Source organism: Pulveribacter suum (assembly GCF_003013695.1).
In the GTDB taxonomy this organism is placed as follows: domain Bacteria; phylum Pseudomonadota; class Gammaproteobacteria; order Burkholderiales; family Burkholderiaceae_C; genus Melaminivora; species Melaminivora suum.
Map to the genome: position 1 here is coordinate 39,841 of NZ_CP027792.1, position 22,809 is coordinate 62,649.

Here is a 22,809-nt window from a genome sequence, read left to right on the forward strand (position 1 = left end):
CGGACAAGCGCTGGAGCCCGATTTCCCTCTAAGTCCAAACACAAGGAGACACCCATGAAGCAACTCACCCGCCTGGCCCTGGCCGCCGCCCTGGCCACCGGATTTGCCTCCAGCGCGCTGGCGCAGGCCAGCGAGCAGTTTTTCCCGCAGCTGACCTACCGCACGGGTGCCTACGCGGCCTACGGCATCCCATGGTCCAACGGCAAGGTGGACTACCTGAAGATGGTCAACGCGCGCGACGGCGGCGTGAACGGCGTCAAGCTGACGTTCGAGGAGTGCGAGACCGGCTACGCCACCGACCGCGGCGTGGAGTGCTACGAGCGCCTGAAGACCCGCCCCGGCGTGGCCGTGGTCGAGCCGCTGGCCACCGGCATCACCTTCGCCCTGACCGAGAAGGCCCCCGTGGACAAGATCCCGCTGATGACCATGGGCTACGGCCTGTCCATCTCCCAGGACGGCAACGCCTTCCCCTGGAACTTCCCCTTCCTGGGCAGCTACTGGACGGGCGCGGACATCCTGATCCAGCACCTGGGCAAGCAGGCCGGCGGCCTGGACAAGCTCAAGGGCAAGAAGATCGCCTACGTCTATCACGACAGCCCCTTCGGCAAGGACGCCATCCCGCTGCTGGAAAAGCGCGCCCAGATGCACGGCTTTGCCCTGCAGCTGATGCCCGTGACGGCGCCCGGCGTGGAGCAAAAATCCACTTGGCTGCAGGTGCGGCAGAACCGCCCGGACTACCTGATCCTGTACGGCTGGGGCGTGATGAACACCACCGCGCTCAAGGAGGCGCAGGCCACGGGCTTTCCGCGCGACAAGATGTACAGCATCTGGTGGGGCGGCACCGAGCCGGCGGTGCGCGACGTGGGCGACGGCGCCAAAGGCTTCAACGCCCTGTCGCTGTACACCCACGGCACCTCGTCCAAGGTCATGCAGGACATCCTGAAGCTGGTGCACGACGCCAAGCAGGGCACGGGCCCGCGCGAGGAGGTGGGCAATGTGCTGTACATGCACGGCGTCATCACGCAGATGCTGGCCGTGGAGGCCGTGCGCGTAGCGCAGGAGAAGTTCGGCAAGGGCAAGGTCATGACCGGCGAGCAGGTGCGCTGGGGCATGGAAAACCTCAAGCTCGACGCCAAGCGCCTGAAGGAGCTGGGCTTTGACGGCGTCATGCAGCCGCTGGCCACGAGCTGCTCCAACCACATGGGCTCCAGCGCCGCCCGCGTCTATGCCTGGGACGGCAAGGACTGGAAATACACGTCCGACTGGTACCAGGCGGATGAAAAAGTGCTCGAGCCGCTCATCAAGGAGCAGGCCGACAAGTACCTGGCGGACAAGAAGCTGGCCCGCCGCACCGACTGCCAGTAAGCAGGCAGGCAGGGCTTGCGCACACCATCGCGCAGGCCATGCGCACCGCTGCATTCCAACCACAAACAGGAGACAAGCATGAAACTCAAGCATCTGACCCTCGTCGCCGCACTGGCCGCCAGCGGCCTGGGCTTTTCCGCCAGCGCCTCGGCGCAGGCCCAGGAGCAATTCGTCCCGCTGCTGTCCTACCGCACGGGGCAGTTCGCGCCGCTGGGCATTCCATGGGCCGACGGCAAGCTGGACTACCTCAAGCTGGTCAACGCGAAGGGCGGCATCAACGGCGTGAAGATCGCCTACGAGGAGTGCGAGACCGCCTACGACACCAGCCGCGGCGTGGAGTGCTACGAGCGCCTGAAGGGCAAGGGCGGCGGCGCATCGGGCTTCGACACCCAGTCCACCGGCATCACTTTCGCCGTGACCGAGAAGGCGATCGTGGACAAAATGCCTGTCATCACCCCCGGCTACGGCCTGTCGCAGTCGGCCGACGGCCGCGTGTTCGAGTGGAACTTTCCGCTGCTGGGCACCTACTGGACGGCGGCCGACTCCATCGTCCAGGACATCCTGAAGAAGGAAAAGGGCAGCCTCAAGGGCAAGAAGATCGCCCTGGTCTACCACGACTCGCCGTATGGCAAGGAGCCTATCCCGCTGCTGCAAAAGCGCGCCGAGAAGGAAGGCTTTTCGCTCTCGCTGCTGCCCGTCACGGCGCCCGGCGTGGAGCAAAAGGCCACCTGGCTGCAGGTGCGCCAGACCCGCCCGGACTACGTCATCCTGTGGTCCGCCGGCGTGATGACGCCCACGGCCATCCGCGAGGCGCAGGCCACGGGCTTTCCGCGCGAGAAGATGTACGCCATCTGGTGGGGCGGCTCCGACCATGACGTGAAGGGCATCGACGGTGCCAAGGGCTACAACACCGTCACCATCCACAACACCGCCGAGCGCGACAAAGTGCATGACGAGGTCAAGGCCCAGGTCTACGACAAGAGCCAGGGCTCGGCCAGCGACGCCAAGGAGCTGGGCGCCCTGGCACACACCCGCGGGATGGTGATCGCCATGCTGCAGGTCGAAGCCATCCGTACTGCGCAGGAAAAGTACGGCAAGGGCAAGGTGATGTCGCCCGAGCAGGTGCGCTGGGGCCTGGAGAACCTGGACATGACACAGGAGCGGCTGAACGAACTGGGCTTCGGCAAGATGCTGCGCCCCTTCAAGACCAGCTGCGAGAACCACATGGGCGCCGACTGGGCTCGCGTGGCGCAGTGGGACGGAGCCAAGTGGAACGTCGTCTCCGACTGGTACCAGGCCGACAAGTCGCTGATCGACCCGCTGGTCAAGGAGTACGGCGAGAAGTACGCCAAGGACAAGAACCTCAAGGTCCGCAGCTGCAGCTGAGCTGAGCTCCCGCACCCACCGGCCAGGCCCCGCAGCATGCGTTGCTTCATGCGGCGCGGGGCCTGCGCCGGCCGCCATTCATTTCGTCGATGACATACGGTGACCCCATGACCGACAACCGCCCTGCCAACGCCCCCACCCCCGCCGCGCCCGTGCTCATGGTCAACGGCATCGAGGTCATCTACAACCACGTGATCCTGGTGCTCAAGGGCGTGTCGCTGCAACTGCCCGAGCGCGGCATCGTCGCCCTGCTGGGCGGCAACGGCGCCGGCAAGACCACCACGCTGCGGGCGATTTCCAACCTGCTCAAGGGCGAGCGCGGCGAGGTCACCAAGGGCAGCATCGAGCTGCGCGGCGAGCAGATCCAAAACCTCACGCCCTCCGACCTGGTCAAGCGCGGCGTGGTGCAGGTCATGGAGGGGCGCCACTGCTTCGCCCACCTGACGATTGAAGAAAACCTGCTCACCGGCGCCTACACCCGCACCGACAAGGCCGAGGTCGCGCGCAACCTGGAGAAGGTCTACAACTACTTTCCGCGCCTGAAGACCCGCCGCACCAGCCAGGCGGCCTACACCTCGGGCGGCGAGCAGCAGATGTGCGCCATCGGGCGCGCCATCATGGCCAGCCCCTCCATCGTGCTGCTGGACGAGCCCTCCATGGGCCTGGCGCCGCAGATCGTCGAAGAGGTCTTCAACATCGTGAAAGACCTCAACGCCAAGGAAGGCACCACCTTCTTGCTGGCCGAACAGAACACCAACATGGCGCTGAAGTACGCCGACTACGGCTACATCATGGAAAGCGGGCGCATCGTCATGGACGGCCCGGCGCATGAGCTGGCCAACAACGAAGACGTCAAGGAGTTCTACCTGGGCGTGGGCGGCGGCGAGAGGAAGAGCTTCAAGGACGTCAAGAGCTACAAGCGCCGAAAGCGCTGGCTGGCCTGACGAGCGGCGGCCGGGCCGCCCACTCACATTTTCATAGCTGCTGGCGCAGGACTGGCCTGCGTCAGGGGCCTTTTTGCCCAAAAAATCTTTCTTGCAGAGGAACCCCGGCATGAGCAAGTTCTACGACGCCCTGGAAACGCGCACGGCCTCCGAGCGCGAGGCCGCCCTGATGGCCGCGCTGCCGCGCCAGATCGTTCATGCCCAGCGGGCCTCGCGCGCGTTTGCGGGCATTCTGGACGGCGTCGATGGCGCCAGCGTGACCAGCCGCCAGGCGCTGGCGCAGCTGCCTGTCACGCGCAAGCACGAGCTGCTGGAGCGCCAGCAGGCCGCCCGCGCCCAGGACCCGTTCGGCGGCTTTGCCACGGCGGGTTTCGGCGCCGCCATGCCGCGCGTATTCGCCAGCCCCGGGCCGCTGTACGAGCCCGAAGGCCGCCGGCGCGACTACTGGCGCATGGCGCGCGCGCTGTACGCAGCCGGCTTTCGCGCCGGCGAGCTGGCGCACAACTGCTTTTCCTACCACTTCGTGCCGGCCGGCTCGATGATGGAAACCGGCGCCCAGGCCCTGGGCTGCACGGTGTTTCCCGGCGGCACGGGCCAGACCGAGCAGCAGGTGCAGGCCATGGCCGAGCTGCGTCCGGCCGGCTACGTGGGCACGCCCAGCTTCCTGAAGATCATCTTGGAAAAGGCGGCCGAGCTGGGCGTGCCGCTGCCCAGCGTCACCAAGGCGCTGCTGTCGGCCGAGGCCCTGCCGCCGTCGCTGCGCGAGTGGTTTGCCGGGCGCGGCGTGGCCGCCTACCAGTGCTACGGCACCGCCGACCTGGGCCTGATTGCCTACGAGACCGAGGCGCGCGAGGGCCTGGTGCTGGACGAAGAGGTGATCGTGGAGATCGTGCGCCCCGGCACGGGCGACCCGGTGCCCGAGGGCGAGGTGGGCGAGCTGGTGGTGACCACCCTCAACCCCGACTATCCGCTGGTGCGCTTTGGCACCGGCGACCTGTCGGCCGTGCTGCCCGGCCCGTGCCCCACGGGCCGCACCAACACCCGCATCAAGGGCTGGATGGGCCGGGCCGACCAGACCACCAAGGTGCGCGGCATGTTCGTGCACCCGGGCCAGATTGCGGCCGTGGCCAAGCGCTTTCCGCAGGTGCAGCGCGCGCGCCTGGTGGTGAGCGGCGAGATGGCCAGCGACCAGATGCTGCTGCAGGTGGAGACGACCGAGACCGCCGCCGGCCTGGCCGCCCAGCTGCAGGAAGCCCTGCGCGAGGCCACCAAGCTGCGCGGCGAGGTGCAGATGGTGCCGCCGGGCACGTTGCCCAACGACGGCAAGGTCATCGAGGACGCGCGCAGCTACAAGTAATCCAGGCCAGGCGGGGGCGGGGCTACCAGGTCACGTCCTTGCCCTCGGCCGCGCTGCGCCTGAGCATGTCGATGAACGGTGCGGCGCGCTGGTGCAGGCGCACCCCCTCGCCGCCTGCGGCCGGGCCGTCCGGGGCCTCTTCGCCGTCCTGCGCAGCCGGGGCGCCCTGCAGCGGCTCCTGCAGGTCGCGCTCGGCGGCTTCTTCGGCGGCCACGGCAGCCTGCAGGGCCTCGATGGCGGCCGGAATCTGCGCGGCGATGATGATGCCGTGCGGCTCCTCGCCCTTGCCCACGATCTTCAGCAGCTGGCGGCCGTTGGGCTCCAGCATGATGAGGTCGGCGGTGGCGCGGGACTTGAACTTGTAGAGCATGGATCTTCCCCTGGTTGGATGGCGATGCACCCTAGGATAAGCCGCCCTGCCCTAGCGCTCAGCCGCCGCAGCGCCCTCGTACATGTAGGAGCGGTTGAAGGGGTAGTCGCTTTGCGCGCCCTTCATGGGGCCGGCCCCGCCTTGTCCGCTGGGGCGCGTGGCCAGGATCTGGTGCAGCGCCACCCAGCCGCGCTCGAACGCCAGCGCGCTGCCGGCCAGGTACAGGCGGTAGGCGCGCAGCGCGCGCTCGCCCTGCTGCGGGCCCTTTTGCGCCACCAGGATGGCGCGGGCGGCCTCCAGCTGCGCCTCCAGCGCGTCCGACCAGGCCCACAGCGTGCGGGCATAGTGCGGGCGCAGGTTTTCGGTGTCCACCATCTCCAGCCCGGCGCGCGCCATGTCGTGCAGCGCCACGCTGACGTGCAGCAGCTCGCCGCCGGGGAAAATGTAGCGCTCGATGAACTCGCCCATGCCGGCGGCCAGCCCGGCGTTGTCCAGCCCGCCGGCGGTGATGCCGTGATTGAGCAGCAGCCCGCCCGGGCGCAGCAGGCGGTGCACGGCGCCGAAATAGCCCTCCATCTGCGCGCGGCCCACGTGCTCGAACATGCCCACCGAGGCGATCTTGTCAAAGGGCTGGGCCACCTGCAGCTCGCGGTAGTCCAGCAGCTGCATGCGCACCCGGCCGGCCAGGCCGCGCGCTTCGATCAGCTGCTGCACGTGGGCATGCTGGTGGCGCGACAGGGTGATGCCGGTGGCATCCACGCCGTAGTGCTCGGCGGCCCACAGCAGCAGGCCGCCCCAGCCGGCGCCGATGTCCAGGAAGCGCTCGCCCGGGTGCAGCAGGAGCTTCTTGCAAATATGGTCGAGCTTGGCTTGCTGGGCCTGCGCCAGGGTCATCCCCGCCTCGCGGAAGTAGGCGCAGGAATACACCCGCCGCGGGTCCAGCCACAGGGCATAGAACGCGTCGGACAGGTCGTAGTGGAACTGGATGTGCTGCACGTCGCCGTGCAGGGTGTGCGCGGCCATGGAGCGCGCACGCGCCATCACGCGCTGCCACCAGCCCATCCGCACGTCGCGCGCCGGGTCCAGGCGCAGCAGCGCCGCGGCGGCTGCCATCAGCTGGCGCATGCTGCCCTCCAGCGCCACGCGCCCCTCCACGATGGCCGCGCCCACATTGCCGATCTCGCCCATGGCCAGCGCCACCACGGACATGCGGTCGCCAAAGCGCAGGCGCACGTCGGCGTCGGCCTCCCCCAGGCGCTCGCCGCCCGGCAGTTCCACGGCCACGCCCACGGGCGACAGGGCCAGGCTCTCCTCCAGCGAATGCAGCAGGTTCCTCATACTCGCGCCCTCCACCGTGGCCTGTGACAGCGGGCATTCTTCAGGCCGTTGCGCCAACGCGTCAATGGCGCCTGGCTGACAGAAAAATACGCCCCTGGCCTACAAAGCGAGCGGCTTGAGCCACCTCGTTTATTATAAAGAAATCGGCCTCAAAGCCCCGTCCAGCAAGCGTTGGCAGCTATCTATAAGATAGCAAGCCGGCCTGAGCGCAACCCTCTGCCGGGCCGCGCACTCTTTCCCTGTCCTGCCACGGCTCCGGAGGCTATGGCCTAATAGAGGACTTCTTTCAAGTTTTTCCTCATCGATCTCAGGAGCCATCATGGGCAAGAAAATCGTCACTGAAGCCGACCGCAAGGCCACTCCCCGTCCCACCCCCATGCCCGGCATGCCCAGCACCACGCACGGCCGCGGCCAGCGCGTGAGCCTGGAGCGCGGCGTGAACACGCACCACAAGAAGAACCCCGGCAAGCGTCACAGCTGACCCGCACGCGCCCCGGCGCACGCCAAGGCCCTCCTCGCGAGGGCCTTGTTTTTTGGAGCGGGCGCGAGGCCTTGCTGCACAATCACCGCACCCCCTGAGCCCGCGACGAAGCCATGACCGATACGCCCGCGCCTCCCGTGACGGAAGATGCCCCCGCCTTGTACGACGTGCTGGCACGCGAGCTGCCCGAAGCCGAGGCCTTTGCCACGCTGCACATCGGCGGCTCCCACACCACACTGGCCAGCGGCCAGGCCGGCAGCCAGCCGCTGCTGCAGCGCACGCTGGACCTGGGCGCACGCGTGACGGCCGCCACGCGCTTTGCCGACGAGCAGCCCCAGCCGGACGAGCTGCTGGCCGCCGCGCAGGAGGCCCTGGCGGCCTTCCAGGCGCTGCAGGGGCGCGTGCCCGAGGGCGCCAGCCTCTACACGGCCGACGGCGGCATCCGACAGATTGCCCTGGCCGGCGGACTGGAGGCCCAGCCGCAGATGCAGCTGCCGCTGGCGCTGCTGGAGCAGGTCTTCGAGGAGCTGCTGGCCGCGCCCGCGGCCGACGGTGCCCAGCCCGGGCCACGCCTGGCCGCCACGGTGGTCATCCTGCGCGCCTGCATGCAGGCGCTGGGCTTTCAGGGCGTCACCATCCGCTCGGACGCCGTGGCCTGAACGAGCGGCGGCGCGAAGGCCGCCCGCTGCGCCTGCGCCCGCTCGCGCACGCTGCAACCCTGAACGTGGTCGTTGACCAGCCCCATGGCCTGCATGAAGGCGTACATGGTGGTCGGGCCGACGAAGCTGAAACCGCGCTTTTTCAAATCCCTGGACAGGGCCACGGAGGCCGGCGAGGTGGTCAGCGACCGCACCGCCGCGCCCGTCAGCGCCTGCGGCCGCCCCTGCTGGGCCTGCGGCGCCCAGCTCCAGATGTAGCGGGCCAGCGATCCCCATTCGGCCCGCAGCCGCAACACGCAGCGGGCGTTGTGGATGGCCGATTCGATCTTGCCGCGGTGGCGCACGATGGCCGCATTGGCCAGCAGCTGCCCGACCTCGGCCGGGCCGAAGCGCGCCAGCTCCTCGGCCTCGAACTGCGCAAAGGCCGCGCGCAGGGCCTCGCGCTTGTTCAGGATGGTCAGCCAGCTCAGGCCGGCCTGAAAACCCTCCAGGCAGAGCTTTTCGAACAGGCGCCGCTCGTCGTCCACGGCAAAGCCCCATTCGTGGTCGTGGTAGTGGCGGTACAGCGGCGTGGCGCGGCACCAGGCGCAGCGCAGGCAGCCGCCGTCATCGGCAAACAGGCCGTCGGGCGCGGGGGTGGCGGGGTCGGTCATGGCCCCATTGTGCTGGGCTATGCTGGCCGCATGCTGCCCGCCCGCTGCCGCGCCCTCGCCCGCTGCCTTGCCCTGGCGGGCGGCTGCGCCCTGCTGGCGGGCTGCGCGCAGCCGGGCGGCGACGCGCTGGGCTACTACTGGCAGTCGCTGCGCGGGCACCTGGCCCTGATGCACGCCGCCCGCCCCCTGCCCGAATGGCTGGCCGCCCCCGACACGCCCGAGCCGCTGCGCCAGCGCCTGCAGCTGGCACAGCAGGCGCGCACGTTCGCCAGCCGCGAGCTGGCCCTGCCGGACAACGCCAGCTACCGCCGCTACGCCCGGCTGGACCGGCCCGCCGCCGTGTGGAACGTGGTGGCCGCCCCGCCGTGGTCGCTGGCGCTGCACACCTGGTGCTTTCCGGTGACGGGCTGCATCGGCTACCGAGGCTACTTTGACCAGGAGGGGGCACAGGCCGAGGGCCGGCGCCTGCAGCAGCAGGGGCTGGAGGTGAGCGTGTACCCGGTGCCGGCGTATTCCACCCTGGGCTACAGCAACTGGCTGGGCGGCGATCCGCTGCTGTCCACCTTCATCGGCTGGCCCGAGGGCGACTTCGTGCGCCTGCTGTTTCATGAGCTGGCGCACCAGCAGGCCTATGCCAGCGGCGATACGCGCTTCAACGAGTCCTACGCCACGGCCGTGGAGCGCCTGGGCGTGCAGCAGTGGCTGCACGCGCGCGGCGATGCGGCTGTTCGCCAGCAGTACGAGCGCAGCGAAGAACGCCGCGGCCAGTGGCGCGCGCTGACGCAGCAAACGCGCGCGCGCCTGGCCGCCATTTATGAGTCAAAACAGGCTCTAGCCCACGACTGGCAAGCGCTGGCAGCTATGAAAAGCGAAGCAATGCAGGAGTTTACCGGGCACTACGCGCAGCTGCGCGAGTGCTGGCTGCAGGCCGGCGTGACGGCCCAGCAGCTGGCGCCGCTGGACCGCTGGGCAGCCGGCGCCAACAACGCCAGCTTTGCCGCCCAGGGCGCCTATGACGACCTGGTGCCGGCCTTCATGGCCCTCTTTGAGCGCGAAGGCCGCGACTGGCCGCGCTTTCACGCGGCCGTGCGGGCAATGGCCGCCGCGCCACCGGGCGAGCGCGAGACAAAGATGCGAGAACTCAATCAACCATAGCGCTGCGCCCCCGCGCATGAAACGGGCGCGTCCCAGGGCGCGGGCCACCGCGCTTGGGATCCCCCCGCCGCGCTGGTGGCGTCCCTGGCCGCAACGCGCAGCATTGCGAGAGCGGGGGAAAGCGGCGCAGCCGCTCAGGGAGGTGTTCTCTGGTCAACCGCGCAGCGACTCGATGAGGTCGATGTACTGCTGCTGGGCGGCGGCCGTGTCCGTGCCCTTGAGCTTTTCCCAGGCGTCCCACTTGGCGCGGCCCACGATGTCGGAGAAGCTGGGCTTCTTGTCCTGGTTGTCGCCAGCAGTGGCCTGCTTGTACAGGGCGTAGATCTTGAGCAGCGTCGGGTTGTCCGGGCGCTCGCTCAGGTTCTTGGAATTGGCTACGGCGGCTTCGAAAGTGGCGTTCAGATCGGACATGGTTGCGGTCTCCTGGGTACAAGAAGGGAAGGCCGCAGTGTAGTCAAAACGCGAACGATCGTGCTTTTTCACGGGCGCAAAAAACCCCGCCGCTCGGGCGGGGCTGCAGAACGGGCTTCAGACCGCCGGCTGCGCCAGCCACTGGTGCGCCAGCTGCACCCAGTAGGTGCCGCCCAGCGGAATCAGGTCGTCATTGAAGTCGTAGCTGGGGTTGTGCAGCGTGCAGGGGCCGCCGCCGTGTCCAACAGCGCGGTGGTCGCCCTCGCCGTTGCCGATGAAGACATAGGCGCCGGGCTTGGCCTGCAGCATGAAGGCGAAGTCCTCGGCGCCCATGGTGGGCTCCTGCGGGCGCACACCGGACTCGCCCACGATGGCGGCCATGACGCGCGCGGCAAATTCCGCCTCGGGCGCGGAATTGATGGTGGGCGGGTAGTTGCGCACGAACTCGAACTCGCACGTCGCCTCGAACGCCGCGCAGGTGTGCTCGGCCACCTCGCGCATGCGCCGCTCGATCAGGTCCAGCACCTCGACCGAGAAAGTGCGCACCGTGCCCTGCAGCTCGCACGAGTCCGGCACCACGTTGGTCGCCTCGCCGGCGTGGATCATGGTCACCGAGATCACGCCCGCGTCCACCGGCTTTTTGTTGCGGCTGATGATGTTCTGGAAGGCCTGCACCATCTGGCAGGCCACGGGCACCGGGTCGATGCCCAGATGGGGCATGGCGCCGTGCGCGCCCTTGCCGCGGATGGTGATCTTGAACTCGTTGCTGGACGCCATCACCGGCCCGGCGCTCACCGCGAAGCTGCCCACCGGCAGGCCCGGCCAGTTGTGCATGCCAAACACGGCCTGCATGGGGAACTGCTCGAACAGCCCATCCTTGATCATCTCGCGCGCGCCGCCCCCGCCCTCCTCGGCCGGCTGGAAGATCAGATAGACCGTGCCGTCGAAGTCGCGGTGCTCCTCGCGCGAGAAATGCTGCGCCGCCGCCAGCAGCATGGCCACGTGGCCGTCGTGCCCGCAGGCGTGCATCTTGCCGGCGTGGCGGCTGGCGTGCTCGAAGGTGTTGAACTCCTGCATGGGCAGCGCGTCGATGTCCGCGCGCAGGCCCACGCCGCGCCCGCAGGCGCCGCCGTCGCGCCCGGGCACGACGCCCACCACGCCGGTGGTCCCCATGCCGCGGTGGATGGCAATGCCCCACTCGGTCAGCTTGGCGGCGATCACGTCGGCCGTGCGCACCTCCTGAAAGCACAGTTCGGGGTGGGCATGGATGTCGCGGCGCACCGCGGCGATGGCGGCGGCTTCAAGGGCGATGGAATCGATGACTTTCATGGCAGTTGTCTCTGGTCGTGCGTGCAGGCCGTCATGGGAGCGGTCCAGTCTAGCCGCGCCGCTTCGACCTTACCGGGCTCTCAGGTTCGCACCCGCCCGTCGCCCGTCAGCATGGACATCTCCACGAAGTGCGAACCCTCGTGCTCGCCCGGGCCGAAGTTGACGGCAAAGCCGCCGACCGGGCCGTTCACGGCCTCCAGCCCCGCCACCAGCGCCTCGCGCGTAGGCCGGGCCGCGCCCTGGGCGCTGGCGTGGCGCAGGCCCTCGATGAACACGCGCGCGGCAATGTAGCCCTCGAAGCTGGAATAGTTGGGCTGCACGCCGGCGCCGCCCTTCTTGATGGCTTCGTGGAACTCGCGGGTGATCTGGCGTGCGCCCGAATAGGGCGAGGGCACGACCTGCGAGACCACCACGCCGGCGCCCTCGGCGCCCAGCGCGTCGGCCAGCGCCTGCGTACCCACGAAGGAGACGTTGTAGAAGCCGCCCCCGTAGCCGGCCTTGCGCGCCGCGCGCACGAAGGCCGCGCTGGGCGCGTAGGTGCTGATCTGCACGATGGCCTCGGGCCGGGCGGCCACCAGCGGCGTCACGGCGGCGGCCACGTCCACCGAGTTGCGCGCCACCTTGCCCGTGGCGGCCGGCTGCAGCTTGCGCGCGGCCAGCGCCTTGGCCACGGCCTCCAGCCCGGCTTGGCCGTAGGCGTCGTCCTGGTGGAACACGCCGATGCGCGACAGGCCCAGGTGGGTGAGCTGGCGCACGATGAGCTCGGCCTCGTCTTCGTAGGAGGCGCGCACGTGGAAGATCAGCCGGTTGAGCGGGCGGCGCAGCGCCACCGCGCCGGTGAACGGCGCAAAGAACGGCACCCGCGCCTGGGTGAACAGCGGCTGCGCCGCCAGGCTGGTGGGCGTGCCGATGTAGCCAAACAGCGCAAATACGTCGTCGGCGATGAAGCGGCGGGTGTTTTCCGCGCAGCGCTCGGGCTCGTAGCCGTCGTCCAGCGAGCGCAGCTCGATGGTGCGCCGCGCCACCCCGCCCTGGGCGTTGACCTGCTCGAAGGCCAGCCTGGCGCCGGCCTGGAACTGCAGCCCCAGCTGCGCCGACGGGCCCGTCAGCGCCGCCGACTGGCCCAGCACGATGCGCTCGCCCGCCTGCGCGCGCACGGCGGGCACCGCGCCGGCCAGCGCCCCGGCCGCCAGTGCGGCAGAAAAACCGCGGCGGCTGAGCGGCCCGGCTGCCGGGGCTGTGTCCTGTAGGGGTGCATTCATGCTGAAATCCTTTCTCTTCCCGGGTTCGGTGTAGGGCATATTGCCAGTGCCTTGCGAGCCACCCAGGTGACTGCGCCGGCTTGGCCGGGAATGTAGCGAATCCGCATGAAAGCCGCTCCCAATGATCTCTGACGACCTCTCCGCCCTGGCTGCGGCCGCCCCCGCGCGGACGACCACCGTGCGCGGCGCCTGCCCGCACGACTGCCCCGACACCTGCGCGCTGCTGACCACCGTGGAGGACGGGCGCGCCGTGCGCGTGCAGGGCAACCCGGCGCACGCCAGCACGGGCGGCGTGCTGTGCGCCAAGGTCTCGAAGTACGCCGAGCGCACGAACCACCCCGAGCGCATCCTCACCCCGCTCAAGCGCACGGGCCCCAAGGGCAGCGGGCAGTTCGCCCCCGTATCGTGGGACGAGGCGCTGGCCGACATCGCCGGGCGCTTGGGGCGGATCGCCGCGCGCGATGCGCAGGCCATCGTGCCCTACAGCTACGCCGGCACCATGGGCCTGGTGCAGGGCGAGAGCATGGACCGGCGCTTCTTCCACCGCCTGGGCGCCTCGCAGCTGGCGCGCACCATTTGCGCCACCGCCGGCGGCGAGGGCCTGACCTACACCCTGGGCGGCAAGGTGGGCATGAAGGTGGAGTTTTTCGCCCAGGCCAAGCTGATCCTGATCTGGGGCAGCAACTCGATCGGCAGCAACCTGCACTTTTGGCGCCTGGCGCAGCAGGCCAAGAGGGACGGCGCACGCCTGGTGTGCATCGACCCGCGCAGGAGCGAGACGGCCGAGAAGTGCCACGAGCACATCCAGCTGCTGCCCGGCACCGACGCCGCCCTGGCCCTGGCGCTGATGCACGAGCTGATCGCCCACGACTGGCTGGACCACGACTACCTGGCCCGCCACACGCATGGGTGGGAGCAGCTGCGCGCGCGCGCATTGCAATGGCCGCCCGAGCGCGCCGCCGCCGTGTGCGGCGTGCCGGCGGCGCAGATCCGCCAGCTGGCGCGCGAGTACGGCACCACGCGCCCGGCCGCCATCCGGCTGAACTACGGCGTGCAGCGCGCCCACGGCGGCGCCAATGCCGTGCGCGCCATCGCCTGCCTGCCGGCGCTCACGGGCGGCTGGCGCCACCCGGCCGGCGGCCTGCTGCTGTCCAGCTCCGGGCACTTTCCGGTGCAGCGCGCGCAGCTGCAGCGCCCCGACCTGCTGGCCGGGCGGCCCAGCCGCACCATCAACATGGTGACCATCGGCGACGACCTGCTGCGGCCCGCCTCGCCCACATTCGGGCCGAAGATCGAGGCGCTCGTCATCTACAACAGCAACCCGGTGGCGGTGGCGCCCGACTCCTCCAAGGTGGTGCAGGGCTTTGCCCGCGAGGATGTGTTCACCGTGGTGCTGGAGCACTTCCAGACCGATACCGCCGACTGGGCCGACTACATCCTGCCAGCCACCACGCAGCTGGAGCACTGGGACGTGCACCTGGCCTACGGCCACACCGACGCGCTGCTGAACCGCCCGGCCATTGCGCCGCTGGGCGGCTCGCGCAGCAACGCGCAGATCTTTCGCGACCTGGCCGCGCACATGGGTTTCACCGAGCCCTGCTTTGCCGACAGCGACGAGGCGCTGTGCCGCCAGGCCTATGGCGATGCGGTGGACTTCGCCCTGCTGGCCGAGCAGGGCTTCGCCCCGCTGGCCGTGCCCGACGCGCCCTTTGCCGAGGGCGGCTTTCCCACGCCCTCGGGCAAGTGCGAGTTCTGGAGCGACCGGCTGGCCGCGCGCGGGCTGGACCCGCTGCCCGCCTACATCCCCAACCACGAGGCGCCGGGCAGCTCCAGCCTGTACCCGCTGGCCATGATTTCGCCGCCGGCGCGCAACTTCCTGAACTCCACCTTCGTCAACCTCAAGAGCCTGCGCGACATCGAGGGCCGCCCGCTGGTGGAGATCCACTCGCAGGACGCGGGCGCGCGCGGCATCGCCGATGGCGACCTGGTGCGCGTGTTCAACGGCCGCGGCAGCCACGAGTGCCACGCCGTGGTGGGCGAGCGCGCCCGGCCGGGCGTGGTCAACGGCCTGGGGATCTGGTGGCGCAAGCTGGGCGTGAACGGCACCAACGTGAACGAGCTGACCAGCCAGGCGCTGACCGACCTCGGGGACGGGCCGACCTTCTACGACTGCCTGGTGGAGGTGGAGCGGCTGCCGGCACCGCTTTGAGGTTCACTATGAAAAAGAGAGCTGCCAACGCTTGATTGGCAAGCGCTGCAGCCCTTTTTCATGCTCAATCGAGCTTGACGCCCGTGGCCCGGATGATGGGCCCCCAGCGCTTCGCCTCGGCCCGCGCCAGGGCGCGGAACTGCGCCGGCGTGCCGGGCAGCGGCTCCATGCCGAAGGCCTGCATGCGCTGCACCACGGCCGGGGCCTTCAGCGCCTGGTTGACGGCGGCGTTCAGCCGTGTGGTGACCTCCGCCGGCAGGCCGGCCGGCGCCAGCACGCCCTGGAAGGCATAGACCTCGGAATCGGCCACGCCGGCTTCAGCCAGCGTGGGCAGGTCGGGCAGGGCCGGCACGCGCTGGGCCGAGCCGATGGCCAGCGCCCGCACCTTGCCCGACTGGATGACCGGCAGCCCGGCCGCCAGGTCCAGAAACATGCAGGGCACCTGCCCGCCCATCACGTCCTGCATGGCAGGCGCCGCGCCGCGGTAGGGAATGTGGGTCAGGAAGGTGCCGGTGCGGTGCTTGAACATCTCCATGGCCAGGTGGTGCGGCGAGCCGTTGCCGGGCGAGGCGTAGTTGACCTCGCCCGGGCGGGCGCGCACGTGGGCCAGGAAGTCCTGGAGCGTGCGCGCCGGAAAGTCCGGGTGCACCACCAGCGCTAACGGAAAGCGCGACAGGCCGGCGACGTAGGTGAAGTCCTTCTCGGGGCTGAAGGGCAGCTTGCTGAACAGGTGTTCGTTGTAGGCCAGCAGGGCGTTGTCGGCCGACATCACGGTGTAGCCGTCGGGCCGGGCGCTGGCCACGGCCTGGCTGCCGATGTTGGTGGACGCGCCGGGGCGGTTGTCCACCACAATCTGCTGGCCCAGCTCGGAGCGCAGCGCCTCGGCCACGGTGCGCGCCAGCACGTCGGTGCCGCCGCCGGGCGGATAGGGCACGACCCAGCGGATGGGCTGGGCCGGCCAGCCGCCCTGGGCGTGGGCCAGGGTGGCGAAGGGGGCCAAAGGCGCGGCGCCCAGGGCCGCGAGCAGCTGTCTGCGTTGCATGGCAATGTCTCCTGTACTCATTTTTTAGTAGCTGCCGCCGCTTGATTGGTGCGGCTTGCAGGGCTATTTTGCCCAAAATCAAGCTGGCATGGCAACGTCCTGGTCGATGGCGCCGAAAACGCTGTGGCCGGCGCGGTTCTTCATCTCGATGCGCACGCTGTCGCCGTGGCGCAGGTAGCCGGTGCGGGCGCGCCCGGCCTCGGACGCCTCCACGGCGCGCTTGTCGGCGATGCAGGCATGGCCCAGCTCGGTGCCGGCGTTGGCCACCGGGCCGCTGCCCACCAGCGTGCCGGCGCGCAGCCGCCGGGTGCGCGCCAGGTGGGCCAGCAGCTGGCCGAAGTCGAACGCCATGTCCTGCCCCGCCTCGCCCATGCCAAAGCGCCGGCCGTTCACGGCGCACTGCAGCTGCAGCTGCACCCGGCCGCCCTGCCAGGCTTCGCCCAGCTCGTCGGGCGTGACGGCCACGGGGCTGAAGGCGGTGGCCGGCAGCGACTGCACGCAGCCGAGACCCAGCGCCTGCTCGGCCGCCATCAGCAGGCGCAGGCTGAAGGCGTTGGCCAGCGCCAGCAGGCGCACGCCCGCGCGCGCCTGCTCGGGGTCGGCGCCGCGCTCCACGTCGCCGGTGGCGACAGCCAGCTGCGCGCCGAAGTCCAGACCGCTTTGCGGACCGGGCAGCGCCAGCGCGTCGCAGGGGCCCAGGAAGTCGTCGCTGGCGCCCTGCAGCAGCAGCGGCTGGGTCAGCGGCGCCTCGCCGCTGGCGCCCAGCGCCTGGCGCAGCCGCCGCACATGGGCCGGATAGGCCAGCGCCTGCACCCACTGGTGGGCGCGCGGCAGCGGGGCCATGCAGCGCCCCGGCTCGAAGGCAAAGGCGTGCAGGGCGCGGCCGGCGTTGAGCTCCGCGCTCAGGTCGGCCAGCTGGGGCGCCAGGAAGTTCCAGTCGTCCAGCACCTGCTGCAGGCGGTTGGCGATGCCGCTCGCATAATGGGCCTGGCTCAGATCGCGCGAGACGACGACCAGCTGGCCGTCGCGCGATCCATCCTTGTAGGTGGCAAGTTTCATGGGGTGGGGCGGCGCCTGCGGGAACTGCCGCCGACGCCCATCGATCCAGCCAACGGTGGACCTTCTGACAAAACCTGAAATTCTAGGAGCCTCTCGCCCGGCATGCCGCGCCGCCCGCTGATCCTGCTGACTGCACTGGTAGTGGCCGCGCACTGGCTGGCCCTGGGCGGCCTGTCGCTGGGCAGCGGTGCGCCCGCCAAGGCGGGCGAGGCGCTGGCCTTTCGCACCCGCCTGGTCGAGCCCCCTGCCCCACCACCGCCGCCCGCCGCCGCCGAACCCCCGCCAGCCCCGCGGCCGGCGCCCAAGCCCCGACCCAGGCCGCGCCCGGCGCCGCCACCCCCACCACCCGCACCGCCTGCACCGGCCCCCGAGGCCGTCCCGCAAGCCGCGGTGCCGCAGCCCGCCGACGCACCCGACCCGCACGAGCTGCTGGCTGCGGCCCCGCCGGCCGATATGCCGCCAGAGATGCCTGCCGAGACGCCGGCCAGCGACCCGGCCGCCGAGGCGGCCGGCGCAGCACAGCCTGCCGCCGAGCCCGCCAGCGCGCCCGCCGAAGCAGCCCCTGCTGCAGCCCCTGCCTCTGCACCCGCCAGCGACGCCGCGCCGCCAGCCGTCCAGGCGGACACCGGCACCGCCCCGCAGGCCAACGCCGGCGTGGAGATCACCCCGCCCGGCGCCGGCAGCGCGCCCGCCAGCGCCGAGGCGCCGCCGGTGCGCGTGCCCGCGTCCGTCCGGCTGGACTTCGAGGTGACGGGCCAGGCCAAGCGCTTTGCGTACAGCGCCAGCGCCGAGCTGAGCTGGCGCCAGGACGGCCAGCGCTATGAGGCGCGCCAGCAGGTCAAGGCCTTCTTGCTGGGCGCGCGCTCGCAGACCAGCACCGGGCGCATCACCTCCGCCGGCCTGCAGCCCGAGCGCTTCGGCGACAAGGCGCGCAGCGAGCGCGCGGCGCATTTCGACTTCGGGCGCCACGAGGCAACCTTCAGCGCCAACGCGCCGCCCGCGCCCATCGGCGACGGCGCGCAGGACCGCCTGAGCGTGTTCATCCAGCTGGGCAGCCTGCTGGCGGCCGCGCCGCAGCGCTACCCGCCGGGCACGCGCATCACGCTGACCACCGTGGGCACCAAGAGCGCCGACCGCTGGACTTTCACCGTTGAAGGCCCCGAGACGCTGCAGCTGCCCGCCGGCCCCACGCCGGCGCTGAAGCTGCAGCGCGTGCCGCCGCCCGGCAAGGACTACGACCAGAAGGCCGAGCTGTGGCTGGGCACGCAGCTGGGCTACCTGCCGGTGCGCATCCGCATCACCCAGGCCAGCGGCGACTTTGTCGATCTGGCGCTGAGCGGCCACGAGGGCCAATGACGCACGGGGCGGCGGCGCACTTGAACTCGGGCACACTGCAGCCATCTGCAGGGCATTGCAGCCAGGGAGAACACGCCATGAACATGCTCTACGACTCCGACTCCTTCGTGGTGGTCCACATGCAGCCGGTGGCCGACCTGCACACGGCGGAAGACGGCTCGCAGCAGCCCCAGCTGGCGCGCCACGGCTTCGAGATCGTGGACAAGCGCTCGGGCAAGGAGGTCTATCTGGATGGCTCCTGGGCCGAGATGTTCCAGCAGCAGATCCTGGCCTGGCAGCTCAACGCCCCCACCGAGCAGGAGGTGGAGGACACGCTGGACGGTTACGTGGGCCTGGCGCAAAACCCGGTGGTCATCCACTGATCCGCCAGTGGATTCATAGCCAAATCGGCCTCAAACCCTTACCAGTCAAGCGCTGGCAGCTATTATTTAGAGAGCGAACCCGAAGCGCCGCGGCGCTGCGCCATCTCCTGCCCCATGGCCTGCTGCGTCTCGGCATCCAGCAAGGCGCGGGCGGCCGGGTAGATGGTGGCGTCCTCGTGCCGCATGTGGCTCTCGTAGCTGTGCGCAAAGCGCTCCAGCGCTGCTTCCTGCCCGGGCGCGAGGGCGCGTATGGAGCCCTCGCCCAGTGCCTGCAGCGCGCCGCGCGCGGCGGCCCAGCGCTCGGCCATCTGCACGTGGTCGCTCTGCAGCTGGCGCACCAGCTGCGCCACGCCCTGCTCGGGCGTGCCGGCCAGTAGCGGCGGAAAGACGTGCAGCTCCTCGTCCTCGTGATGCAGCGGCGCGGCGATGTCGAAGTAGCGCAGCACGTCGCGCGCAGCCTGGGCGGCGGATTCGTCCCAGCCCGTGTCCTGCAGGTACTGGCGCAGGCGCGCCAGCAGGTCCAGCGAGCGGCGCACGCGCTCGTGGCAGGCCTCCAGCATGGCAAAGGGCTCATCAAAGCCCGCCCCGGGGCTGCGCACGCCGGGCAGGGATACGCGGGCGCCGGTCATCCCTGCTGGCGGCCCAGCGCCACCGGGCGGCCCTCGCGGTCAAAAGGCAGATAGCCGCCCAGGTCGCCGCTCTTGATGGCCTCGACCATGCGGTTCAGCGCCTGGTCGGTCTGGGCATCGCTGGGGCCCTGGTCGATGTCGCCCGACAGCGCGGCGGCAAACACCAGCCGCCAGGGCTGGTCGGGCAATTCGTATTCGCTGGACTCGCGCACCACGGCGGCAAACGATTCGGCCTCGTCGGGCCACTTGTCCACGCACATCAGCGGCACCAGGGCGCCGCCCTCGCCGCGGTCGAAACCCGCGCGCTGCGCGGCCGTGGCGCCGTCCGGCAGCTCGGAGCCGGCAAAAACCAGCAGCAGGCGCTGGCGCTCGCGCTGCGCGCGGGCGGCCTGCAGCAGGTCGTCGAAATGGCGGATCTCGTTCATGGCGTTGTTACCTCGCTGTGGCTGTCTGATGGCTTGTCTGGAATCGCCCGATCATGCTCCGGCCAGGGATGCACGCCGCCGCCTGGGGCCATCAGCGTGGTCACGTACCGGGCCGGCGCCGGGCGCTGGCGCGCAGGCTTGCGCGACAGTACGGTGCCGATGCTGAGAAAGCAGGCGGCGCGCTCGTACGGGGCCAGCGCGAACAGCGCGCGCAGGGCGGGCGCCGCGAGCGCCCGGCCGCTGGTCAGCGCCGAGCCATAGCCCAGGGCGGTGGCCATGAGCAGCATGCCGTGCAGCGCGCAGCCGGCGGACAGCCAGCGCTCAGGCGCAGCAATGGGCGCGTCGGCGGCGCCTTCGTCCACCACGGCCAGCAGCAGCACGGGCGCGCGGCCGGCCTTGTCGCGGGCGCGCGCCTGCTCGTCAGGGCCGGCCTGCGGGTCGCGCTGCAGCAGGGCCTGCACGAAGGCCTGGCCCAGCGCGGCGCGCGCGTCCTGCGGCACCAGGATGAAGCGCCAGGGCAGCAGGCAGCCGTGGTCCGGCGCGTGGCGCGCGGCCTCCAGGATGGCCTGCAGCTGCGCGCCCCCGGGGCCGGGGGCGGCCAGGCGCCGGGGCATGACGGTCTGGCGCGCGGCCAGCAGGGCGGCCAGGTGCTGGGGGCAGGAAATGTCCGGCACAGCGGGCTTTGTACGGCGGGACTTCAGCAGTCCACCAGCACCTGGCCGTCGTGCTCGACGTAGGGCGCGTAGGGGCCGGTGCCGCTGCACTGCGCGCGCGAGGCGGCGACAAAGCCGCCATGCTCGACATCGAACACGTGCACCTCGCCTTCCTCGATCACGTAGTGCCAGCCATGCAGGCTGATGCGGCCCTGTTCGACGCGGCTGCGCACCATGGGGTAGTCCATCAGGCGCTCCAGCTGCAGCACCACAGCGCGCTCCTCGGTGCGGCGCAGGGCCTCGTCGCACGGCTGCACGGGCAGCACGGCGCCGCGGCCCAAGTCCAGCCAGCGCTGCAGGTTCTGCGCCTCGGGCGGCACCTCGCCGTACATCGCCTTGATGGCGCCGCAGTGGCTGTGGCCGCAGACGATGATGCGACTGACCTCCAGGCTGAGCACGGCGAACTCGATGGCCGCGGCCGTGCCGTGGTGGCCGTGCGAGCCGTCATAGGGCGGCACGAAGGCGCCCACGTTGCGCACCATGAACAGCTCGCCCGGCCCGGTGCCGGTGAGCAGGTAGGGCACCAGGCGCGAGTCCGAGCAGCCGATGAACAGCGTCTTCGGCGCCTGGCCCTGGGCCACCAGGTCCTGGAAGCGCTGCTGGTGCAGCGGAAAGTACTGCGAGTGAAAGCGCTGCAGTCGCTGCAGCAGCTCGTCGGGCACGGCGCCGGGGGGCTGGTCCATGGCGGCTGGGGATCAGGGACGCCGGACTATTGCACCAGCGGCGAGCTGGCTTCGTCCAGCTCCACGCCCTGCACGTCGGCCTCGGCGGCCAGCAGCTGCAGGCACTGGCGCAGCGCCGTGATCCACGACTGCTGGCGCAGCGCCAGCTGCACGGCGCCGCGCACCGATTCGTAAGGCTCCTCGACGCCGGGGTCGCGCTGCAGCACTTCGACCACATGCAGGCCAAAGCGGCTGTGCACCAGGCGCGGCAGCACGCCGACTTCGGCCCGCCCGAAGATCTCCTGCGCCATCTCGGGGGCGAATTCCTCGGCCGTCAGCCAGCCCAGCTCGCCGCCCTGCGCCCCGGTGGGGCAGTTGGACAGCTCGCGCGCGGCGCGGGCGAAGGCATCTTCGGCGCTGCTGCCGTCATGGCAGCGCACGTCCAGCAGACAGGCCTCGGCACGCGAGCGCAGCGCGCCTACGTCCACGCCCGGCGTCACGCCGAACAGGATGTGGCGCACGTGCACACGCTCGCCGCGCCGGTAGCGTGCGGCGTGCGCGGCGTGGTGGCGCCGGCAGGCCTCTTCGGTGGGCTCGGGCACGTTCAGGTGCTGCTCCAGCCAGCGCTCGATGGCTTCGCTGGCGGCTTCGCTGAAGGCGCCGGCCTGCGGCGCCGGGTCGTCCTGGGCCAGCAGGCCGTCCTTCTGGGCGGCCTGGCGCAGCAGCTCGGTGCAGGCGCGCTGGCGCAGCTCCTCGGGCGTGATCTGCTCGTTCGGTTCGGCGAGCGTCACGCCGTTGATGCTGGCTTGGATGGAAGGCAGGGTGGTCGCGTTCATGGCCGGATCGTAGGCAAGGGGGGATTACCGTACAGCGCGGGGGTTGTCGATGGCGTCGGCCACCGCGGGCGAGGGCACGGCGCTGGGCTGGCCGGGCAGGTTCTGGCCTGCCGGCACGTTCAGGCGCCGTGCGCGCACCACCTGGTAGGGGCGCAGCAGGTAGAACACCGAGGCAAAGCCGCTCCACACGTGTACCAGCCGGCTGAAGGGAAACAGCAGGAAGATGGTCACGCCCAGCACGATGTGCACCAGGAACGACCAGTGCAGCCCGGCCAGCGCTGCGGCGTCCACCGGGCGCAGCGTGACGATGCGCTGGGCCCAGTCGGCCAGGATCAGCATGGCGCTGCCGTCGGTGTGCTGCAGCGATTGCGGCAGCGTGAGCAGGCCCAGCGACAGCTGCACCCACAGCACCACCAGCACGGCAATGTCGGTGGGGTGGCTGGTGTAGCGGATGCGCGGGTCGGTGAGGCGGCGCACCAGCAGCATGGTCAGGCCCACGAAGCAGATGGCGCCGGCGATGCCGCCGGCGGTGACGGCCAGCATCTGCTTGGTCTGCGCGCTCATGAAGACGCCGTACACGCTGTGCGGCGTGAACAGGCCCACCATGTGCCCGAAGAACAGGAACAAAATGCCGAAGTGAAACAGGTTGCTGCCCCAGCGCAGCAGGCCGCTGCGCAGCATCTGCGAGGAATCGCTCTTCCAGCTGTACTGGTTCTGGTCGAAACGGATCAGGCTGCCCACCACGAACACCACGAAGCACACGTAGGGATAGACCTGGAAGAGGAAGCGGTACATCGAGTCCATGG

Annotated in this window: 24 protein-coding genes; 10 read left to right on the plus strand and 14 right to left on the minus strand. The window is 70.4% G+C overall.

Annotation, left to right across the window (positions count from 1 at the left end):
* Window positions 1–54: 54 nt before the first annotated feature.
* The 4 genes from C7H73_RS00180 to C7H73_RS00195 all read left to right on the plus strand — a co-directional run bounded on the left by C7H73_RS00180 (window position 55) and on the right by C7H73_RS00195 (window position 5,052).
* Window positions 55–1,365, plus strand: coding sequence for an ABC transporter substrate-binding protein (locus tag C7H73_RS00180; RefSeq protein ID WP_106844796.1), 1,311 nt, complete (start codon window positions 55–57; stop codon window positions 1,363–1,365).
* 78 nt (window positions 1,366–1,443) lie between these two features.
* Window positions 1,444–2,751, plus strand: a complete 1,308-nt coding sequence (locus C7H73_RS00185) for an ABC transporter substrate-binding protein (protein WP_106844797.1) — start codon at window positions 1,444–1,446, stop codon at window positions 2,749–2,751.
* A gap of 107 nt (window positions 2,752–2,858) precedes the next feature.
* Complete coding sequence (locus C7H73_RS00190; protein WP_106844798.1) at window positions 2,859–3,695, plus strand: ABC transporter ATP-binding protein; 837 nt, start codon at window positions 2,859–2,861, stop codon at window positions 3,693–3,695.
* 109 nt (window positions 3,696–3,804) lie between these two features.
* Window positions 3,805–5,052, plus strand: coding sequence for a phenylacetate--CoA ligase family protein (locus tag C7H73_RS00195; RefSeq protein ID WP_106844799.1), 1,248 nt, complete (start codon window positions 3,805–3,807; stop codon window positions 5,050–5,052).
* Window positions 5,053–5,074: 22 nt separating this feature from the next.
* On the opposite strand, the gene C7H73_RS00200 is transcribed toward C7H73_RS00195, so the two are convergent.
* Window positions 5,075–5,422 carry a DUF1840 domain-containing protein gene (locus C7H73_RS00200; protein ID WP_106844800.1) on the minus strand — a complete coding sequence of 116 codons (348 nt, stop codon included), beginning with the start codon at window positions 5,420–5,422 and terminating at the stop codon, window positions 5,075–5,077.
* Between the two features lie 51 nt (window positions 5,423–5,473).
* Complete coding sequence (locus C7H73_RS00205; RefSeq protein WP_106844801.1) at window positions 5,474–6,760, minus strand: class I SAM-dependent methyltransferase; 1,287 nt, start codon at window positions 6,758–6,760, stop codon at window positions 5,474–5,476.
* A gap of 319 nt (window positions 6,761–7,079) precedes the next feature.
* On the opposite strand from C7H73_RS00205, the gene C7H73_RS15615 reads away from it, so the two are divergent.
* Together C7H73_RS15615 and C7H73_RS00210 are read left to right on the plus strand one after the other, a co-directional pair.
* Window positions 7,080–7,241, plus strand: a complete 162-nt coding sequence (locus C7H73_RS15615) for a hypothetical protein (protein ID WP_170104799.1) — start codon at window positions 7,080–7,082, stop codon at window positions 7,239–7,241.
* Between the two features lie 113 nt (window positions 7,242–7,354).
* Window positions 7,355–7,900 carry a hypothetical protein gene (locus tag C7H73_RS00210; protein WP_227001373.1) on the plus strand — a complete coding sequence of 182 codons (546 nt, stop codon included), beginning with the start codon at window positions 7,355–7,357 and terminating at the stop codon, window positions 7,898–7,900.
* On the opposite strand, the gene C7H73_RS00215 is transcribed toward C7H73_RS00210, so the two are convergent.
* On the minus strand, window positions 7,864–8,553 hold the full coding sequence (locus C7H73_RS00215) for a DNA-3-methyladenine glycosylase I (RefSeq protein WP_106844802.1): 690 nt from the start codon (window positions 8,551–8,553) through the stop codon (window positions 7,864–7,866). The genes C7H73_RS00210 and C7H73_RS00215 overlap by 37 nt on opposite strands.
* 30 nt (window positions 8,554–8,583) lie before the next feature.
* On the opposite strand from C7H73_RS00215, the gene C7H73_RS00220 reads away from it, so the two are divergent.
* Window positions 8,584–9,708 carry an aminopeptidase gene (locus tag C7H73_RS00220; RefSeq protein ID WP_106844803.1) on the plus strand — a complete coding sequence of 375 codons (1,125 nt, stop codon included), beginning with the start codon at window positions 8,584–8,586 and terminating at the stop codon, window positions 9,706–9,708.
* Window positions 9,709–9,861: 153 nt separating this feature from the next.
* On the opposite strand, the gene C7H73_RS00225 is transcribed toward C7H73_RS00220, so the two are convergent.
* From C7H73_RS00225 to C7H73_RS00235, 3 genes are all read right to left on the minus strand, one after another.
* Entirely contained in the window at window positions 9,862–10,119 is a 258-nt protein-coding gene (locus tag C7H73_RS00225) for an acyl-CoA-binding protein (RefSeq protein WP_106844804.1), read from the minus strand.
* A 117-nt stretch (window positions 10,120–10,236) separates the two neighbouring features.
* A complete protein-coding gene (locus tag C7H73_RS00230) occupies window positions 10,237–11,448 on the minus strand; it encodes a M20 aminoacylase family protein (RefSeq protein WP_106844805.1) in 1,212 nt (403 codons plus the stop codon).
* A gap of 80 nt (window positions 11,449–11,528) precedes the next feature.
* Complete coding sequence (locus C7H73_RS00235) at window positions 11,529–12,710, minus strand: ABC transporter substrate-binding protein (RefSeq protein WP_106844806.1); 1,182 nt, start codon at window positions 12,708–12,710, stop codon at window positions 11,529–11,531.
* A gap of 121 nt (window positions 12,711–12,831) precedes the next feature.
* Here C7H73_RS00235 and C7H73_RS00240 point away from each other — a divergent pair, with 121 nt between their 5' ends.
* Window positions 12,832–14,919, plus strand: a complete 2,088-nt coding sequence (locus tag C7H73_RS00240; protein ID WP_106844807.1) for a molybdopterin-containing oxidoreductase family protein — start codon at window positions 12,832–12,834, stop codon at window positions 14,917–14,919.
* A gap of 64 nt (window positions 14,920–14,983) precedes the next feature.
* On the opposite strand, the gene C7H73_RS00245 is transcribed toward C7H73_RS00240, so the two are convergent.
* Window positions 14,984–15,961, minus strand: coding sequence for a Bug family tripartite tricarboxylate transporter substrate binding protein (locus C7H73_RS00245; RefSeq protein WP_106844808.1), 978 nt, complete (start codon window positions 15,959–15,961; stop codon window positions 14,984–14,986).
* Window positions 15,962–16,039: 78 nt separating this feature from the next.
* Complete coding sequence (locus tag C7H73_RS00250; RefSeq protein WP_106844809.1) at window positions 16,040–17,020, minus strand: fumarylacetoacetate hydrolase family protein; 981 nt, start codon at window positions 17,018–17,020, stop codon at window positions 16,040–16,042.
* A gap of 102 nt (window positions 17,021–17,122) precedes the next feature.
* Here C7H73_RS00250 and C7H73_RS00255 point away from each other — a divergent pair, with 102 nt between their 5' ends.
* Together C7H73_RS00255 and C7H73_RS00260 are read left to right on the plus strand one after the other, a co-directional pair.
* Window positions 17,123–18,376 carry a DUF3108 domain-containing protein gene (locus C7H73_RS00255; protein ID WP_106844810.1) on the plus strand — a complete coding sequence of 418 codons (1,254 nt, stop codon included), beginning with the start codon at window positions 17,123–17,125 and terminating at the stop codon, window positions 18,374–18,376.
* A 77-nt stretch (window positions 18,377–18,453) separates the two neighbouring features.
* Complete coding sequence (locus C7H73_RS00260; RefSeq protein ID WP_106844811.1) at window positions 18,454–18,738, plus strand: BTH_I0359 family protein; 285 nt, start codon at window positions 18,454–18,456, stop codon at window positions 18,736–18,738.
* Between the two features lie 62 nt (window positions 18,739–18,800).
* On the opposite strand, the gene C7H73_RS00265 is transcribed toward C7H73_RS00260, so the two are convergent.
* From C7H73_RS00265 to narI, 6 genes are all read right to left on the minus strand, one after another.
* A complete protein-coding gene (locus C7H73_RS00265) occupies window positions 18,801–19,367 on the minus strand; it encodes a hemerythrin domain-containing protein (RefSeq protein WP_106844812.1) in 567 nt (188 codons plus the stop codon).
* Window positions 19,364–19,792, minus strand: coding sequence for a ribonucleotide reductase subunit alpha (locus C7H73_RS00270; RefSeq protein ID WP_106844813.1), 429 nt, complete (start codon window positions 19,790–19,792; stop codon window positions 19,364–19,366). Before C7H73_RS00270 ends, C7H73_RS00265 begins: the two co-directional genes overlap by 4 nt.
* A complete protein-coding gene (locus C7H73_RS00275) occupies window positions 19,789–20,406 on the minus strand; it encodes a nitroreductase family protein (RefSeq protein ID WP_106847470.1) in 618 nt (205 codons plus the stop codon). Before C7H73_RS00275 ends, C7H73_RS00270 begins: the two co-directional genes overlap by 4 nt.
* 83 nt (window positions 20,407–20,489) lie before the next feature.
* On the minus strand, window positions 20,490–21,188 hold the full coding sequence (locus tag C7H73_RS00280) for a carbonic anhydrase (protein WP_405124772.1): 699 nt from the start codon (window positions 21,186–21,188) through the stop codon (window positions 20,490–20,492).
* A 26-nt stretch (window positions 21,189–21,214) separates the two neighbouring features.
* On the minus strand, window positions 21,215–22,003 hold the full coding sequence (locus C7H73_RS00285; RefSeq protein ID WP_106844814.1) for a peptidylprolyl isomerase: 789 nt from the start codon (window positions 22,001–22,003) through the stop codon (window positions 21,215–21,217).
* A gap of 24 nt (window positions 22,004–22,027) precedes the next feature.
* The gene (gene narI, locus C7H73_RS00290) at window positions 22,028–22,807 is read right to left on the minus strand and encodes a respiratory nitrate reductase subunit gamma (protein ID WP_106844815.1); all 780 of its coding nucleotides are present in this window, start codon (window positions 22,805–22,807) and stop codon (window positions 22,028–22,030) included.
* Window positions 22,808–22,809 lie beyond the last annotated feature (2 nt).